This is a genomic window from Rhizobium sp. 2YAF20 (assembly GCF_052114685.1).
Taxonomy (GTDB): domain Bacteria; phylum Pseudomonadota; class Alphaproteobacteria; order Rhizobiales; family Rhizobiaceae; genus Rhizobium.
In genome coordinates this window covers 91,105-108,285 of record NZ_JBFRFF010000015.1, presented here as the reverse complement: position 1 = coordinate 108,285, position 17,181 = coordinate 91,105, and the positions used below count along the sequence as shown (strand labels likewise).

14 protein-coding genes and 2 pseudogenes are annotated in these 17,181 nt (G+C 58.6%); 11 read left to right on the top strand and 5 right to left on the bottom strand.

The genetic code is table 11. From position 1 onward, the window contains the following. Positions 1-4: 4 nt before the first annotated feature. Positions 5-907 (bottom strand): LysR substrate-binding domain-containing protein, encoded by a 903-nt coding sequence (locus AB4Z52_RS18405; protein ID WP_442219356.1) that lies wholly within the window; start codon positions 905-907, stop codon positions 5-7. A gap of 182 nt (positions 908-1,089) precedes the next feature. Between AB4Z52_RS18405 and AB4Z52_RS18400 the strand changes: the two genes are divergently transcribed. From AB4Z52_RS18400 to AB4Z52_RS18390, 3 genes are all read left to right on the top strand, one after another. Next, positions 1,090-1,815 (top strand): SDR family NAD(P)-dependent oxidoreductase, encoded by a 726-nt coding sequence (locus tag AB4Z52_RS18400; protein ID WP_442219355.1) that lies wholly within the window; start codon positions 1,090-1,092, stop codon positions 1,813-1,815. Next, positions 1,809-2,297: a RidA family protein gene (locus AB4Z52_RS18395; protein ID WP_442219354.1), complete on the top strand. Its 489-nt coding sequence runs from the start codon at positions 1,809-1,811 to the stop codon at positions 2,295-2,297. The genes AB4Z52_RS18400 and AB4Z52_RS18395 overlap by 7 nt, the downstream gene beginning before the upstream one ends. Before the next feature lie 65 nt (positions 2,298-2,362). Next, a complete protein-coding gene (locus tag AB4Z52_RS18390; RefSeq protein WP_442219353.1) occupies positions 2,363-3,409 on the top strand; it encodes an NAD(P)H-dependent flavin oxidoreductase in 1,047 nt (348 codons plus the stop codon). A gap of 70 nt (positions 3,410-3,479) precedes the next feature. Here the strand turns inward: AB4Z52_RS18390 and AB4Z52_RS18385 are convergent, their stop codons facing one another. After that, the gene (locus AB4Z52_RS18385; RefSeq protein ID WP_442219352.1) at positions 3,480-3,881 is read right to left on the bottom strand and encodes a hypothetical protein; all 402 of its coding nucleotides are present in this window, start codon (positions 3,879-3,881) and stop codon (positions 3,480-3,482) included. Between the two features lie 272 nt (positions 3,882-4,153). After that, complete coding sequence (locus AB4Z52_RS18380; protein WP_442219351.1) at positions 4,154-5,143, bottom strand: potassium channel beta subunit family protein; 990 nt, start codon at positions 5,141-5,143, stop codon at positions 4,154-4,156. 204 nt (positions 5,144-5,347) lie between these two features. Between AB4Z52_RS18380 and AB4Z52_RS18375 the strand changes: the two genes are divergently transcribed. The 4 genes from AB4Z52_RS18375 to AB4Z52_RS18360 all read left to right on the top strand — a co-directional run bounded on the left by AB4Z52_RS18375 (position 5,348) and on the right by AB4Z52_RS18360 (position 9,726). Then, positions 5,348-6,067 (top strand): hypothetical protein, encoded by a 720-nt coding sequence (locus AB4Z52_RS18375; RefSeq protein ID WP_442219350.1) that lies wholly within the window; start codon positions 5,348-5,350, stop codon positions 6,065-6,067. Positions 6,068-6,263: 196 nt separating this feature from the next. Continuing rightward, positions 6,264-7,397, top strand: coding sequence for a PspA/IM30 family protein (locus AB4Z52_RS18370; RefSeq protein ID WP_442219349.1), 1,134 nt, complete (start codon positions 6,264-6,266; stop codon positions 7,395-7,397). Positions 7,398-7,403: 6 nt separating this feature from the next. Then, complete coding sequence (locus AB4Z52_RS18365) at positions 7,404-8,018, top strand: OB-fold-containig protein (RefSeq protein ID WP_442219348.1); 615 nt, start codon at positions 7,404-7,406, stop codon at positions 8,016-8,018. A gap of 31 nt (positions 8,019-8,049) precedes the next feature. After that, positions 8,050-9,726 (top strand): flotillin family protein, encoded by a 1,677-nt coding sequence (locus tag AB4Z52_RS18360; RefSeq protein ID WP_442219347.1) that lies wholly within the window; start codon positions 8,050-8,052, stop codon positions 9,724-9,726. Positions 9,727-10,162: 436 nt separating this feature from the next. Here the strand turns inward: AB4Z52_RS18360 and AB4Z52_RS18355 are convergent. After that, positions 10,163-10,492 (bottom strand): annotated as a pseudogene (locus AB4Z52_RS18355) (Lrp/AsnC family transcriptional regulator); the annotation flags it as partial. A 22-nt stretch (positions 10,493-10,514) separates the two neighbouring features. Here AB4Z52_RS18355 and AB4Z52_RS18350 point away from each other — a divergent pair. The 3 genes and pseudogenes from AB4Z52_RS18350 to AB4Z52_RS18340 form a co-directional block, all read left to right on the top strand. After that, complete coding sequence (locus AB4Z52_RS18350; RefSeq protein ID WP_442219346.1) at positions 10,515-11,504, top strand: IS5 family transposase; 990 nt, start codon at positions 10,515-10,517, stop codon at positions 11,502-11,504. Positions 11,505-11,934: 430 nt separating this feature from the next. Continuing rightward, positions 11,935-13,026, top strand: coding sequence for a YncE family protein (locus tag AB4Z52_RS18345; protein ID WP_442219345.1), 1,092 nt, complete (start codon positions 11,935-11,937; stop codon positions 13,024-13,026). A 239-nt stretch (positions 13,027-13,265) separates the two neighbouring features. Next, positions 13,266-13,427, top strand: a pseudogene (locus AB4Z52_RS18340) (IS5/IS1182 family transposase); the annotation flags it as partial. A gap of 590 nt (positions 13,428-14,017) precedes the next feature. Here AB4Z52_RS18340 and AB4Z52_RS18335 read toward each other — a convergent pair. After that, positions 14,018-15,445: an aminotransferase-like domain-containing protein gene (locus AB4Z52_RS18335; RefSeq protein ID WP_442219344.1), complete on the bottom strand. Its 1,428-nt coding sequence runs from the start codon at positions 15,443-15,445 to the stop codon at positions 14,018-14,020. Between AB4Z52_RS18335 and AB4Z52_RS18330 the strand changes: the two genes are divergently transcribed. After that, positions 15,444-16,766 (top strand): MFS transporter, encoded by a 1,323-nt coding sequence (locus AB4Z52_RS18330; RefSeq protein WP_442219343.1) that lies wholly within the window; start codon positions 15,444-15,446, stop codon positions 16,764-16,766. The genes AB4Z52_RS18335 and AB4Z52_RS18330 overlap by 2 nt on opposite strands. The last annotated feature ends 415 nt before the right edge of the window (positions 16,767-17,181 follow it).

Sequence of the window (17,181 nt, the reverse complement as noted above, 5' to 3'; positions counted from 1 at the left end):
ACCGTTATCGAAGCGGAATCCACAACGGGCTTTTCCACGCCTTCAGCGCTTGCAGGAACGCCTGAAGTTTCGACGGCAAGAAGCGTCTTGTCGGATAGACCGCATGGACGAATATCTCAGGCGACGACCATTCCGGGAGAAGCCGGATCAGCTCGCCCCTTTCGATTTGTTCGTCGCAATAGTTGGACGGCATCAATGCGACACCGTGGCCTTTATAGGCGAACGAGCTGACCGATTGAAAATCGCGGCTCGAAACCGGCCCGGACACATGCAGCTTTGTCGACTTGCCACCGTTCACGAGATGCCATTCCGCCTCGTTGTTTCGTCCGTTCAGCAGGATGCATTGGTGGTTCTTCAGATCCTCAGGCGCGCTCGGCAGCGCTCTGCCCTTCAGGTAAGCCGGCGAGGCGACCAGATAGCGAACGCTCTTGCCGACCCGCTGTGCAATCAGGGTCGAATCCTTCAATTCGCCGAAGCGAATGCCGACGTCGATATTCTCCTCGATGAGGTCGAGGAAAAGGTTGGTGACGAAGAGGTCCACCTGGATCCTCGGATAGTTCTTCAAAAAAACCGAGATGAATTCATAAAATGGCTCCTGGCCCATGACGACGGGAACCGAAATCTTCAGTAGACCTTCCGGCTTCTTCTGCGTTTGGGTCAGCACCTTCTCGGCATCGAACAGGTGGAACAGTGGCTCACTGCACTGGTTGTAGTAGTCGCGGCCCTGCGCCGTCAGGCGCAGCTTGCGGGTCGTTCTCTGCAGCAGCGTCACCCCAAGCTGGTTTTCCAGCCCCGAGACTTTACGACTGACGGTCGAAACCGGCATGCCGAGCGCATGGGCGGCGCGGCTGAAGCTTTCAAATTGTGCTACCTTCACAAAGACGGCAATGTCATTCAAATCCGCCATGCAATGACTTTTGCATATATGCAAAAGAGATTCCAGATATTTCCATCTAATCGAGGAATGACACCTCCGCCATATTCATCGGGCAGGCGCAGTCCAGCCAAGGGCGCAACCGTTGCGCCGGCTGCTCGCAGCCTGGAGACGCAGCAATGACGCTGCCGCCTCTTGATTTTATGGAGACCAACATGCAAACGCAAAAGACAATCCTGATTACAGGTGCCTCCCAGGGTATCGGCGCCGGTCTCGTTAGGACATTCCTCCAACGCGGCTACAATGTCGTCGCGACATCCAGAAACGTCAGCGCATCCTCTGAGTTTGCTGCATCAGCGCAGCTTGCACGGATCGATGGCGATATCGGCGATCATGGAACTGCACAGAAGGTGGTCGCCACGGCGATCGAAAAATTCGGCTCGATCGACGCTCTGGTCAACAATGCCGGCATCTTCTTCACCAAGCCATTCCTCGACTATACGATGGAAGACTTCAAGCGGCTGTCCTCGACAAACCTCGAAGGCTTCATCCATCTGACCCAGCTGGCAGTCAAACAGATGCTGGCGCAGAAGACCGGCGGCAGCATCGTCAGCATCACGACGCCGCTGGCCGACCACCCGATTGCGGGCATAAACGCCTCTGTGCCGATGATGACCAAGGGCGGCATCGACGCGATCTCCAAGAACCTTGCGATGGAATATTCCAGGGACGGAATTCGCGTCAACACGGTCGCACCCGGCGTCGTCGATACGCCGCTGCACAAGGACAATCCGAAGGACTTCCTGAAGACCCTGTCGCCCATGGGAAGGATTTCCAGTGCCGAGGAAATCGTCGATGCCGTTGTCTTCCTGACCGAAGCGCACGGGATAACGGGAGAAGTGTTGCACGTCGATAACGGCGCACATCTGGGCAGATGGTAGACCGGGGCCACGCGCCCGCCGCTGGCGCAGAACAGCGGCTGCAGCAGCTCGGCATTACCCTTCCGCCACCGCCGACCCCGTTCGGTGCATATGTCGAAGCCGTTAAGGCAGGTAACCTCGTGTTCTTGAGCGGGATGTTGCCGGTCGTCGGTCACACCCCGCAGTTCATCGGCCGTGTGGGCGGCGAATTGACGGCCGAGGACGGCAAGAGGGCGGCAGAGACCGCCTGCCTCAGCGGACTATCGGCCGCGAAGGCCTATCTAGGGTCGCTGGACAGGATCACCGGGGTCGCCAAGCTCGGCGTCTATATTGCCACCGAAGGCGACTTCCGCGATCATCCGAAAGTCGCCGACGGAGCCTCCGAGCTTCTGGTGAAAGTTTTCGGTGAAGCTATGCTGTCTGGCCGGGTCGTGCTCGGCGTCGCCAGCTTGCCGCTCGGGATGCCGATCGAGATTGAGCTGGTTCTCGAAGTCGAGGCATAGGCGCCACCAATGGGAGCGACGATGTTGCCGGGGACCACCGGCAACACGGCAAATGGAGAATTCCGATGGAGACGAATGCTGGAACGATGTTCGCAGATAAGCTCAACCTGAAACATCCACTTGTCGTGGCCCCGATGGCGGGCGGCCCATCCTCAGTCGAACTCGTCGCCGAATCCTCGATATCAGGCGCGTTGGGATCAGTGGGCGCAGCCTATTCGAGCCCGACGGCTATCGAGGAGTTTGCGGCAAAGGTTCGTCAGCGCACCGAGCGACCGTTCGCGATCAATCTGTTCATTCCCCATCCTGTGCCAGAAGTGAGTGCCAGCCAGATCGAAGCAGCGATCAACGGAACGGCCCGCTATCGCGCTGAGCTCGGCCTGCCGACGCCCTTCCTCCAGGCGCCTTACGAGGAGAACTTTGATGGACAATTCGAGGCCGTGCTCCGGATCAGGCCAAGCGCATTTACCTTCGTCTTCGGATCTCTGCCGCGCGACCATACGAAAGCTGCCCGGAAGAGGAACATCCTTCTTATCGGGACTGCGACCACACCCAAAGAAGCCGAGGCGCTGGAAGAAAGTGACGTTGATGCCATAGTCCTGCAGGGGATCGAGGCAGGCGGCCACCGCGGTATCTTCGATCCTGCCGGTCGGGATGAGGAGATTAAGACCTTCGACCTGCTCTCGGCCTGCGTGGGGAAACGTCACGTTCCACTGATCGCCGCCGGCGGGATCATGACAGTCGAAGACGTCAAACGCGCCCTCTGCGCCGGGGCCGCCGCAGTTCAGATGGGAACGGCATTCCTCGCCTGCGCGCAAGCGGGTACGTCTGCTCCCTACAAAGCCAAGCTGCTGACGGCGATCGACCGAAAGACACGAACAACGCGCGTGTTTTCCGGCCGGTTGGCAAGAGGCATCGAGAACCGCTTCATGACGGAGATGGAGAGCCAACCGGATGCTGTCATGCCATTCCCGGCGCAGAACAAGTTCACCCGTGATCTGCGTTCTGCATCGGCAGCAACAGGATCCGGTGACTTTCTCTCGCTCTGGGCCGGGACCGGTCGCGGCGAACTCTGGCAGGGATCCGCGGGAAAGCTGATTGACAATCTGTTCTGAGACGGGCTGCGGCCTCACCGGAGGCAGTGGCCAGGGTCATGCGGAAACATGACCTCGCACCGTCGAGCAATTACCGATTGGACCCACGCGTCGACAGGCCCGTGCAATCGAGTTGACCGCATGAGTCGGGGCTGTAAGGTCCGACGTTGTTGTCTCTAACCTGTGGCGGGTTGTTCTGCCGGTCGGGTTGCCTGTTCGGCTGCGGCCGGTATTGGGCCTGATTGTTGTCCGGGCGCTGGCCTTGCGGATTCCGGTCGCGGCGCTGTCCTTGCCAGTCACGTCGCCGATAATCGCCCCGGTCGTCCCATCTGCGATAGGAATAATTGTCGTAGCCCCTATCGTAACGATATCCGCCGTCATATCCGCTGTCGTAGCTGACAACATATCCGCCATTGTAACCGCCGCCGTCGACGCAGCCTGCCAGCGAAAGACCCGTCAGACCGATCGCGGCAACAAATTTCAAAATTCTCATGAAAAGACAATCTCCTCTGCGTGGTGCTTATGAAAGTATTTGGGGTGCCTTGGCAAGCATATCCAGAGACGCAGACGAATATCGGGGCGACAGAGGCCCTGAGCCCGTCTCTCAGGAGGCCGTCATTCCGCTGGCGGCAAGAATGGCACAACAATGCGTTCGGCCTGACACCCAGAGCAGGGGCGGCATGCTCAGTGAATTCTGCGCGGAGAAAGCAGCAATGTCGGCTCGCCGATCGCTAGCGAGCCGCAACTGTTGCGATGCTATCGCCATCAATACCGCTGAGGGGCAGCGGGCTTGTTTCCAACGATGGTGTCGATACGAGCCAACACGTCCGGGGTGAGCTTATCTTTGTGTGCAAGCGCTGCCAGGTTGTCCTGCAGTTGGCTCATGCGCGATGCACCGAGGATTACCGTCGACACGTTGCGGTTGGAAAGGCACCAGAGCAAAGCGAGATGAGTGATCGAAATACCGATCTCTTCTGCAAGGCCGGCCAATTCGGCTACCTTGGCAAGCTGGGCACGGCCGGCATCGCTGGTCCATTTTTCCTTCAGCCATTCATAGCCGGGCAAGTTCATGCGGCTATCGTCGGGCATTCCCCTGTTGTACTTGCCGGTCAGAACGCCCGATGCAAGCGGGGACCAGATCGTGGTGCCCAAGCCAATCAGATCATAGAGCGGAAGGTAGTCGCCTTCGACCTTCTGGCGTTCGAAGAGGTTGTATTGCGGCTGTTCCATCGTCGGAGGCGTGATGCGCAGATCCCGGGCCACGGCATAGGCTTCGGTCAATTGCTGCGCTGACCATTCCGACGTGCCCCAGTAGAGGATTTTTCCTTGGGCAACAAGGTCGTGCATGGCACGAACGGTCTCCTCGATCGGAGTGTCGATGTCGGGCCGGTGGCAGAAGTAGAGATCAAGATAATCCACCTGCAGGCGCTTGAGCGCAGCGTGAGCCGCATCTGTAACATGCTTGCGCGACAGGCCCTTTTGTGTCGGCTTCTGACCGCCCCAGAACACCTTGCTGGAAACGATGAAGCTGTCCCGGCTCCAACCGAGGGTCTTCAAGGCTTCGCCCATGACGAGCTCGGATTTTCCAGCCTCATAACCCTCGGCATTGTCAAAGAAATTGATGCCGTTGTCATAGGCATGCGCCATCAGACTGACGGCATCGCTGCCTTCGACCTGTCTGCCGAAGGTAACCCATGAGCCGAACGAGAACTCGCTGACCTTCAGGCCCGATTTTCCAAGACGACGATATTCCATGATGTGGCTCCAATGGGATAAAAGTTAGGGCATCATAGCAGCCTGCCCCGATATGCAAATATGTTCAGTTCGCCAAAACGAGCGTCAGCCTCGCTGGCTAGAGATTTAGCCGGCAATACTAAAAATCGACGCGTTTTCTTAGGGCAGTTTTCAACCCCTTCGCGCATAACACATGCATCCAGAAGGCGAATGCGGGAAAATATCATGACAATCTTCGGTGACTGCCGGCTTGGCCGCATCAGCTACGCGATCGTGCTGGTACTGATGGTGTGCTTCGACTTCGCCAAGTCACCTGTCGAACATTTTATCATCTCGATGCATGACGTGGCCGCCAGAGAGTTGATGGCGCCCCGCACCACAGTGAGTGATGCACGGCCGGCGCCAGTAGGGACCAACGCCAGGTCGATGCCGCTGATGTTCAAGGGCCAAGAAGATGCTCTCCGGGCGATTGTCAATTCAGGCAGGAAGCCCAGTCCGTCGGATATGGAGAAATTGCGCGCGGCTACGCAAGCGTCGATAGCGCAGGCGATCATGGATGGTCCCGATAGCGATCCCCAGACGAAACGTCTCGCCTATGACCGCGCCTTTTTCGAAATGCTCTATCCTATCGCTGCGATCATCATGACTGGGATCACAGTCATCGGCCTGCTGTGGATGGTATCCAGCCGGTTGAGAGATATCGGCTGGCCGCAATACCTTCTCTGGGTGTTACTCGCGCCGGTCTTCCTGCCGAAATTCATTGCCATTCCCCTATCCGCTCCTGCGATCCAGGGCATCAATGTCTTCTTTTACGGCGTGCTCCTGATCCTTGCCTTCATCCCCACGGAAGACACGCTTCCAAAGTCTCCGACGCGGCAACCAACTGTGCCGCCCGTCGCCGTCAAGCGGCGTCCTGGCCAGTTCGGCAAACTGGGGACGCAGTAGGAAAACTAGGCGAAGGCCAGCCGACACCACCCGTGGCGACCGCGGGGCAAAAGCCCAAATCCATACTTGCGAGATCGAACCTTGGAGCCCACCGACCTGAAATTGATTGCAACCAACTTACGAGTAGCTCACTTTCTTTCACAATCTTTTGCTGAAGATCTTGAAAGCACTTCTCAGGTGCTTTAAGTATTGTCCTATGTCGAGATCGGAGCAAACACCTCGTGAAACGCTTCTGCGCTATGAACTTGCGCCGGACGCCGGTGCGCGAGCGGCATTGGACGATACGCTCGAAGAATATTCGCGGATGATGGCCGTGTTGGAAGCGCTATCCCATGAAGACGCAGGCGCCAACCTCGTTCGATTGCATGAGCTTGCATACGAGACCGTTCGTGCAAAGACCAATTTGCCATCACGTCTCGTGACCTTGGGATTGCGTGATTTCGCGGCAAATCGTGACGCTGGATTTGGATCGCGCTTCCCTCTCGACGAGAAGCTCTTCGCTTTGAAGGGTCCATCTGACCTCACGATTTCCACCGTCCAGGGGAGGGTTTCCGTCCGCTTCGTCGTGGTTGGCTATTCGAAAGGCTGGAACAGCGTTTTTCCCGCATATCTCATTCGCGAACACGGACAATATGAAATTCACATTGGTGTCAGGCAAAGCGCTTCTCGAACGGAGGAAAACATGATGATGAACGAAGGCATTCTTTCGCGCATGGGCCGGCTCATTGCAGGCGTCGCAAACGCCGCCATCGACAAGGCGGAAGGAGCAAACAAAGTTGCGATCATCGAACAGGCCATTCGTGAGATCGACAATGCCGCAAACGAAGCGCGGTCCGAGCTTGGCAAGACGCGAGCCGAGGAGTTTCGCATCAGAAGCCGCCGCAAGCAGATCTTGGCCGACCTTGCTGCGTTGGATGAGAAGATCCGCACCGCAATCTCCATTGGCCGCGACGACCTCGCCAAGGCAGGTGTCTCTCGCCAAATTGACCTTGAATCCCAGATCGCGGCGATCGACAAGGCGCTCGCTGACGTTGAGGTCAATGTTGAAGAAGGGCAAAAGGCCCTTCAGGCGGTATTGGCAACGCGGCGCGAGGCCCAGTCGAGATTGGACGATTTCAAGCGCAGCGAACCCGATCTCGTAAAGCAGACGGCACGTGGCCTGCGCGCCAGGCCGAAGGCAGACGTTGAACAGGCCTCTGCAATTGTATCCAGACTGACCGGAGTTCCGATCGCAGTAAGCGAAATTGGGCTGGAACTCGACGAGCTCGATCGCCTTCATCGCGAGCGGGCAATCGAAGCCCGGCTCGCCCGCTTCAAGTCGGATCACTAGAGCTCCATGAACCTGATTTTCGCTCCAGAATGCGCCCCTTTTTCGATAGCGGCTGCAATGCTTGCCGGCCTGACCGGCATAGAAATAATCTCGATGCTGCTTGGGTTCTCGATCAGCGAATTCATCGGAAAGCCTGAGGGTGGACACGACGGGATTGCCAGCGGCCCACTGTCCTGGCTCAATGTCGGGCGGGTGCCCATCCTGATCCTGGTGATGCTGGTGCTTGGCACGTTTGCTGCCGTTGGTTTTGTCATTCAGGTCGTGGCCGGCACCATTTGGCTGCCGCTACCGGCGACCATTGCAGCTTTCCTCGCCGCCGTCGCAGCAGTCCCGATGATCAGAACCTCGAGCCGAACCGTTGCCCGACTGGTGCCGCGTGATGAAACCTATGTAGTCGACGCCACCGACTTCATAGGGCGGATAGCGGAGGTAACGTTAGGGCCGCTCGATCAGGGCCTGCCCGGGCGCGTCAAAGTCAAAGATGTTCACGGCAACTGGCATCAACTGCGTGCAAGTGCCGCTGAAGGCCACGATCCCATCGGCGTAGGCGCCACTGTGCTGCTGGTCGATCAGAAAGCAAATATTTTCATTGCAGTCCCCGCCCCATCAGACCTCGCCTGAGCGTCGTCTTCGATCTTCCACGGAGCATCACATGTACGGACTATACGATCTTCTTTTGCCTGCAGCCGTTGGCCTGGTCCTTATTCTCGGCATCGGCTTTGTGCTTGCGACCCTTTATGTTCGTTCAAGCCGTGACGAGGCATACGTCCGCACTGGGCTCGGTGGTCAGAAAGTTGTTCTTGACGGCGGCTCCGTAGTTCTGCCCATCTTTCATTCCATTGCGCGCGTCAATCTCAAGACGCTACGCTTGGAGGTTCACCGTGGCGAGGGTGACGCCCTTATCACCAAGGATCGCATGCGGGTTGACATCGGTGCTGAGTTTTATGTCCGGGTGAAGCCGGATGCTTCCTCTATCGCATTGGCCGCTCAGACGCTTGGCAACAGGACCAACGATGGTGAGCAGCTTCGCCTCCTGATCGAAGCCAAGTTTGTCGACAGCCTGCGCTCGGTCGCGGCGACAATGAGCCTTGACGCTCTCCAGGAGCAGCGCATGGATTTCGTCAAAGCGGTACAGGAAGCGGTCGGCGCCGATCTTCAATCGAATGGCCTTGAACTTGAATCCGTATCGCTAACCCGGTTGGATCAAACAGATATCAGACATTTCAACGCCAACAATTTCTTCGATGCCCACGGCCTGGCGGCTTTAACGAGGGTTACGGAAGGTCGAAAGAAGGAACGCAACGAGATTGTCCGCGACACGGAAGTTGCAATTGCGCAAAAAGATCTCGAAGCGCGACAACAGTCGCTGACAATTGAGCGGACCAAACGCGAGGCAGAGCTGAGCCAGGAGCGCGATATCGCCAACAAGTCAGCCGCGACGCGCGCCGAGACGGCGCAGCAGGAGCAGGCGGCAAAGCGGGCTGAAGAGGAGGCGCGCATCGCTTCCCAGCAAGCAATCGCTGAACGGGAAGCCTCTGCAAAGCAAGCCCGCGAGACCGCAAACATTGACGCAACCCGAGCCGTTCAGCAACGCGATACGGAAGCCCGCCGCGACCTTCAAATTGTCGCCCAGGAAAGCGCTATAGCCGTCGCCAACAAAAGTCGCGAAGAGTCCGAGGCAAAGGCGCAGGCAGAAATCGCACGCGCTCTTGCCATCGCCGCTGAGGAAAAGGTGGGCACCGCCAAAGCCGTCGAAATCGCAGAGCGTGAAAAACAGATCGCCGTCATCGACGCGCGCAAGCGAGCCGAAACCGAGGCGACCGCTGTCACCGTCGCAGCAGAGGCCGAGCGGCAGGCCGCAACCAATCAGGCCGACGCCATCAAGACGTTGGCCACTGCCGAGGCCGACGCTGCGATCATCAAAGCAAAGGGCATCCTCGAAACTGGCAAGGCACAGGCTGAAAGCGAGGCGCTGCTGAACGATGCGCGCAATAAACTCAGCCCTGCAATTATTGAATTTGAAATTACCAGAGAACGCATCCGCATCATCCCGGCGGCACTGGCAGAGGCTGTCAGGCCGATCGAAAAGATCTCGGAGATCAAGATTTTTGATACCGGAGGCATGCTCGGACGCGGCGGGAACGGCAGCGGTGGCACCAGCGGAATCGGCATGGGCGAAGGCTTGGCCGGGCAACTTCTAGCCTATCAAGCCAACAAGCCGATTCTGGACAGGATTCTCAAAGAGGCAGGGTTCGATGGAGAGAATGCGATATCATCATTGCTGTCCGGCCTGGATGCCAAAGACATCGATGTCCCCGACAAATCTTAACCAGACCTGCGATGACGGTACCAACGGTCGTGTTCAATAGAGTTTGAAGACTCGGCAGGCGACAGCTAAAGCCTGCCGCCTGCATCCTGGTCGATCGCCTGGGTCGATGCCTATCGCGATCAAGTTTCAAGGTTGATCCGATCGCGCTGGAACCGGAATTGGTCGCCGCCGGAAGACCGGCTCGGTAATCCGCGTTCGTCCTCCACGTTGTTCTGGCCGCCCCGATCTGAGATCGGGTTTGTCGTTTTGCAGATTAAATGTCAAACGACAGCACCTATGACCGGCCTATCGCGGCCGAAACCTTATCGAGCCTATGTGCAGGCTCAAGGACGTCCGAGGCATCACAACCCAATACGACAAACGCGCTGACATCTTCCTTTCGGCCGTCTGTCTCGCAGCCGCAATCATATGATGGACAGAAAATTGAGTCTCGACCCTAGCGCAAAAGCGGTGGCAGTCGGCGCTTGACCGGCGTCGCCTTGATTATCGATGTATTCGTCTCGGCTCGCTCCGCGATCTTGTCCAATATACCGTCGAGCTCGCCCATCGAGCGCACCACCAGGCGGGCGATGAAGCAATCATCGCCGGTGACTTTATCGCATTCGATGAATTCCGCCGTCTCCTGAATGATGCGCTCGACAACGTGCAACTGGCCAAGCAGAGGCCGGATGCGAACGATCGCCTGCATGGGATAGCCGATCGCCTCCGGCGCAGCGTTGGTGCACGGATCGAGACTTCCACGATTTTCGCTTATGCGACGGCGATCGCAACCTTCGAGATTGATTGCCATGCCGCATAAACACAACGCCGCCGGCCGCCATCATATTGGCAAGATGAAATTCAGAGTGACGAACTGGCGAGACTATGTGGCAGGTCTTCGCCGTCGTGGCAGTTTGACGCTATGGTTGACGGCTGAAGCGCTGGCTGGCTGGGCTCCACCACAACGCACGACACGCGGTGGCCAGCCGAGTTACTCTGATCTGGCCATCGAAACCGCCTTGACGCTGGGCATGGTGTTCGGGCTGCGGCTGCGGAGTTGCGAGGGTTTTCTGGGATCGGTGCTGGACCTGATGGACTTGGATTTGCCCGTGCCCGATCACACCACCCTCAGCCGGCGGGCAAGAACCTGGAAGCCATCGATCGAACGACGGACTGAACCGGATGGAGCCCTTCACGTGCTGGTTGACAGCACCGGGCTGAAAACTTGCGGCGCGGGCCAATGGCTGGAAGAAAAACATGGCTCAAAGTCTCGTCGTGGCTGGCGCAAACTGCATCTGGCGGTCGATGCCGACACCGGTCAGATCATTGCCCATAGCCTGACCGACCAGGACACTGGCGACACCGCGCAAGTAGAGCCCTTGCTCAACAAGATCGACGCTGAAATCAGCCAGTTCACCGCCGATGGTGCCTATGATGGCGATCCCACCCATGACGCAATCCGGGCGCACACCCCTGAGGCCAGGATCGTCATTCCGCCGCGTTCAACGGCCGTGGCAAGACAAGCCCCTAAACCATCAAGCCAACGCGATCTTCATATCGCAGCCATCCAAGCTCATGGCCGGCTGAAATGGCAGGTGTCCACCGACTACGGCAAACGGTCCCTGGTTGAGGCTACGATGGGACGATACAAGAGCAGCATCGGGCCACGGTTGCGCGCCCGTTCGTTCGCTGCTCAACAGACCGAGGCTGCCATCGGCGTCGTCATTCTCAACCAAATGCTCGGCACCGCACGCCCGCAATCCGTCCGGTGCAAAGCCACCACCCTAACAACGGCATAAACAGCGCAATCAAAGACCGAATTGCGGTCGCAGGCCGATCCATGCACCAAGGCCGCAAAGACGGGTGACATTGCGACCTCGCCGTGGAGGAATGGGCGCTCGGTCATTGGCAAGACGAAGTTCGGGGTGGCAACCTTGGCTGCGTTAATGGGTTCGTCGGACATCCCAGAAGAGTTTTATGGCAGCGCCAACACGAAGGCCGTTTGTGTGGAAACTCGGCCAAAAAGATTAGGCGATGCGGACTTCCACACAAACGGGCCATTTTTGATTATTCTCGCTTCAAAAAAATGCGGCCTTATCAACAACATAGATCAGGAAGCACGACACTCCGCTCACTGGCACGCAATGTGCACAGAGACGGAGGTGACGAACAGCAATGAACGCCTGTTGTCGCAAATGACGTTCACATGCTCACGGGAGGAGACCCAAGATGCTATCTAAGCCAATAACTACAACGCTGGCGGTCGCAACGGCTATTGTCGCTAGTATTACATGTGGTGCACAGGCGCAGGACCCGCAGAAATTCTATCAGTTGCAATCCGTTGTCGAGTTAGGTGGCAGCGGTACATCCTGGGACCATATCGATTACGATCAAACCAAGAAACTGGTCTATCTGAGTCGCAGGGACGACGGCCTGACTGTCGTCGACGGCAAAACCGGCAAAGTCGTTGCAGGTGTCGCCAACGCTAAAGGAACCGGCTCTGTCGCCTTCGCGCCAAAGCTCGACCGCGGTTTCACCGCCAACACGGACGGCTCAACGTCAGTCTTCAAGCTGTCGGATTTTTCACCTGTCGACCGGATCAGCTTCGGCGACAATTTTGACGGCGTGGTCTATGACGAAGGTACAAACATCCTGGCCTATCAGCAGGCGGACAATTCAAAGGAACTGCTGGTCGACGCCGCGACAATGAAACTGACCGCTACCATCGAGGTCGAAGGCGATCAGTTGGAACGTCCTGCCCTCGATGGCAAAGGTAATTTGTATTTACCGCTGCGCGATAAGAGCACTGTTTACAAAATCGATTTGAGGACGAAGAGAATTGTCGCGCATTGGGACGTTTCAGAAAAATGCACGGAGCCGTCGGGTGCAGACTATGACCCCGCAACCGATCGGCTGTTTCTGGGCTGCCGCGGGAAGCAAATGTCCCCGCAGCTCGTGGTCGTTGACGGCGCCAGCGGTAAAATCGTTGCGAGCGTGCCGATTGGACGCGGCGTCGACGACGTGATCTTCGATCCCGCGACCAAGCTCATCTATACTGCCAACGGTCTCGACGCCAACGTCGTTGTCTACAAGCAGGGTGACGGGGACAAATATAGCTTGAGCGAGGCATTCTCGACCCGTGCAGGGATGCGCGTGATGCGCCTCGATACAGAAACAAAGCGGATCTACGGCATGACGGCTGACTACACTGTTGATCCTTCCAAGAAGAATTTAGCTGCCATTTCGCCCTTCTATCCCAACAAGATCTTTCCGGACACATTCGTGATGTTGACCTACGGGCGCGGCACACCGGTCAAATAACTAGGCATAACACGGCGAACGGCCGACCAACGGCCGCTCGCCAATTGCATGCTCCTGTGGTTTTGCAGGTAGTCGCGAGAAATCTGTTGTTAAAGATTTCAGCAGCTTAGCATTGCACCAAAATTGAGAAAGATCGCTATCGCAGTAGGGACGCCCATTGCGGGGCGTTGGTGCACGGATCGAGACTTCAACGATTTTCGCTTATGCGACGGCGATCGCAACCATCGAGATTGATTGCCATGCCGCATAAACACAACACAGCCCGCCGCCATCATATTGGCAAGATCAAATTCAGAGTGACGAACTGGCGAGACTATGAGGCGGGTCTTCGCCGTCGTGGCAGTTTGACGCTATGGTTGACGGCTGAAGCGCTGGCTGGTTGGGCGGCAGCGCGGCGCAAGGCCTTGGTGCATGGATCGGCCTGCGACCGCAATTCGGGCTTTGATTGCGCTGTTTATGCCGTTGTTTCCGTGGTGGCTTTGCACGTGACGGCATGGATCGTGTGCGGGATTATCGTTTTGGCGCTGCCGCCTGTGGCTGGTGGGTCCTGAAGCCCGCGCCGACTGCAATGGCCAGCAGCGGTTCTTGCATCGTGGCCAGAGCTCCGGCAACACCGCCACAGCCCCTTAACGCCGATGGCGCCCCACGGTCAGACTAGGCTGCGCCCGTGCCGCATTGACCATCTCACATTGGCGTGGAACGGACCGTCCATTTTACTGTTATGCCGCCGATCAAGAAGCGTTTGTCTTCGCAGTATTAGCTGCGTGCCCGTCCACTTCACTTTTGGCCCCGCCTGTCCGACCAAGCGGCGCCTATACATAGGTGGAGATTTTGATGCCTGCAAAGAGAAGGCTGACCATTAGACCATTGCGACAAATGCTGCGGCTTGCCGGAATAGGTGCCGTTGAGGTTCATGTGCGCCGACTGAGCAGCGAATGAGGCTGTGCGAGAGCGCAGTCAGAATCTCGCAAAAATTCATTTCAGCAAACCGTTACCAGTATCGGGTGGTTTCGCCATTGCCAGGCCATTCCTTCAGCGTCGCGGCGATACGAGCCACGCCTTCGCGTAGCAGCGCAGGCGTGGCGCCATACGTCAACCGCAGGAACGATCCTGCCGGCTCGGAGGCGAACCATGATTGACCAGGACTAGCGAGGACGCCGCGGCGCGCCAGCTCGGCCGCGAGGCCGAGATCGGGAATATGATCCGGCAATTCGGCCCACAGATGCATCCCACCTTGCGGCAGCCGAAACGAAACCATCCCCGCGGTTTCCGCTTTAAGCGCGACAACCAGCGCGTCGCGACGCTCGATTAGCGCGCTGCGCACGGCATTGACGTGGCGCCTCCAGGCCGGTGTTGACAGCATTGAAAGTGCTGCCGCCTGCAGCGGTCCGCACACCGAGAGGTCGTCACTGCTGCGCGCGGTCCTGATCCGCGCCAAGGCTGCGCCCCGCGCCATGATCGCCGCGACTCGCAAGCCCGGTGCGGCCGCTTTGGAAAGCGAGCGAATGTAGACCACATGGCCATGCCGGTCGCCGGCCGCCAGGGGCGGCGGAGGCGGACCGTCCAGCCCCAGATCGCGGGCCCAGTCGTCTTCGATCACGAAAGCTCGCGCGTCCGCGGCAATGGCGAGCACGGCCGCACGCCGTTCGACCGACAAGGTCGCGCCGGAAGGGTTGGCGAACGTCGGCTGACAGTAGAAGACCCGGGCGCGCGACTGTCGAAACGCGTCGGCGAGCAGATCAGGGCGAACACCATTTTCGTCCATGCCGACGGGCACGAGCTCAGCTCCCGCCGCACGGGCCGCCGCGATTGCTCCCGAATAGGTCGGGGCTTCCACCAGCATTGGCGCCCCCCGCGGCACCAATGCTCGCACGGTGGAGGAAATCGCCGCCTGGCCGCCGGGACAGACGATGACGTCGTGGGGCGTGAAGACGCCGCCATCCGCCACCTCCTGCGCAAACCACGCGCGGAGCGGTTCGAAGCCCTCAAAAGGCAGCCTGTCCCAGAGCTCGGGCTGGACGGCGGCACGGCGCAACGCGCCCGCCAGCAGTGCGGTTGCCTGAAGATCTGGCGGGAGATAGCCCATGCTGAGCGAAATGCTTCCGGAAGAGGCAACGGCCAGAGACGTCGCGAGGAAGGTGTTGTCGACGCGGGCTGGGCCGAGTGCCACCGACTGCCAGGAGAAATCGGCCTGCCTTATTGGGTCAGCCCTGCCACGCACGAACGTCCCCTGGCCGGGCCTTGGCTCGATGAGACCTTCCGCTGAAAGGCGCGCAAAAGCCCGCTCCACCGTGGCGGGGCTGATGCGGTACTTCTTCGTTAGCTCGCGCACCGAAGGCAGCTTGCTCCCTGGGACGGCGTTAGTGGCGATATCGCGGAGCGCTTGAGTAACGATCGAAAGGCTGTTATCTCTGTTCATGACACAGATAGATAACGCTTCTCAGAGGAATACGGAAACACTTTCTCCTTTTTTGGTGGGGCCGGAGCCGATCGCCGTCGTCGACACCCCAGCAGCTCTGGTTGGAGGAAGGCTCCCAGCCGGTGTCCTTGTTCCTTATCTCCTGACGGGGGCGATGCTCGCCATCGCCTATGGGTCGAGCTTCCTGCTTGCCGACTCGCTGCAAGCGGCCGGTCACGATGCCGCCCGCGCAGGAGCCATCATCAGCGCCGGCACAGTGGCGACGCTTGCAGGATTAATCTTCGCCGGACGCCTTGCGGATCGCACCGGCATCGTGCCGTTGATCGCGATTGCGGCTCTGCTGACAGCAGCCGCCATGGCCTGCTTTGCGCTGGTCGACGTTGGCGGTCTTCTTCCGGCCTTCGCCGGCAGCCTGCTACTCGGCCTTGGCTGGGCCGTCTATTACATTCTGGCACCGATCCCCCTTATTCGCGCCATCCGGCCTGCGGCGCGGCTTGAGGCGCTGACGCTTCTTTCCGGTGCGCAAATGCTCGGGATTGGTATTTCAGCGCCGCTCGGCCATCTGATGGCGCGCCATGTCGGGGGGCTGAGCTTTGTCTACGCATCCTATGCTTTCCTCTGCCTGTTAGCTTGCTCATGCGCAATGCTGGCGCAAGGGCAATTGAGCGGCCGGCCGCAATCGCCGCTCAACACCGTCAGCCTCTCTTTCGCCGCCACCGTGGGCATTTTGCGGGCACGAACGGCTCTGCCGATTTTGATGATGGGTCTCGCGGCGGCCATTTTCGCCGGGCTGTCGATTTTTCAGGGGGTTTATGCCCGATCGCGAGGGCTTGCGCCGGACGCCTTTTTCCTGACCCTCACTGCAACCACGGTCGTGCTGCGCTTCTCCGTGGCCTCGCTAATCGGCAAGCTGCCTCTGCATCGCCTCGCCTTGTGCCTTTTCACAGTGACGCTCGCCGGGATTGCCCTGCTCGCGGTCAATAGCGGTAGCCTGATCCTCTATGTGATGGCATCAGTCCTTTTTGCAGCCGGCTACGGGCTGACCTATGCAACGCTCAACGCCATGGTCGTCAACCTCGCCGAAGAATGCAATTTGTCGGTGCCCGCAGCTTCGCAGGTGTTCACACTTGGTTACTTCGTCGGCTCGCTCGGCTTCCCCTATGTCGCCGGCCAAATAGTAGCGGCGCGCGGCATCGATGCTGTCCTGGCAGTGGCGATGGGGCTGGCGCTGGCCAATCTTGCGACCGCTGGATTGATGTTGCGCAGGCGGCCTCGTGGAAACGATACCTCAAACACGTCATGGGACGTCTCCGCAAAATAAGGCCGACACAGGTGTACCACGGCAGGCTCTTAAGCCAGGGGAACCGGTCACTTCTCAGCAATCTCGGATCTTCCGGCGCCCGGCCATATTCTCTGGCGTACGCCCACCGCGCGGCCTTCTCCACCATGACTGAGGCAAGCGGGATGCCCGAACGAACCGAAGCACCGGCACCAAGCAACAGAACAGGCGTCGGCTTTCCTCCAAGTACCGAGTAAAGGCGACCTGTGCTGGCTGATTGGATATCTGAATTGCGCTGCATTTAGCTCCGGAACGGCCTAATGTCTGATTCGCTTCCTGAACTATAGCCGCCACCATCTACGATGTCCTTCGGGCCTTGCTACTTTTGCACGCATTTCGTGCAACGTGAGACATTCACCTTGGAATGCCTAGCCTCAATCGGTGGCTCAGGATATCG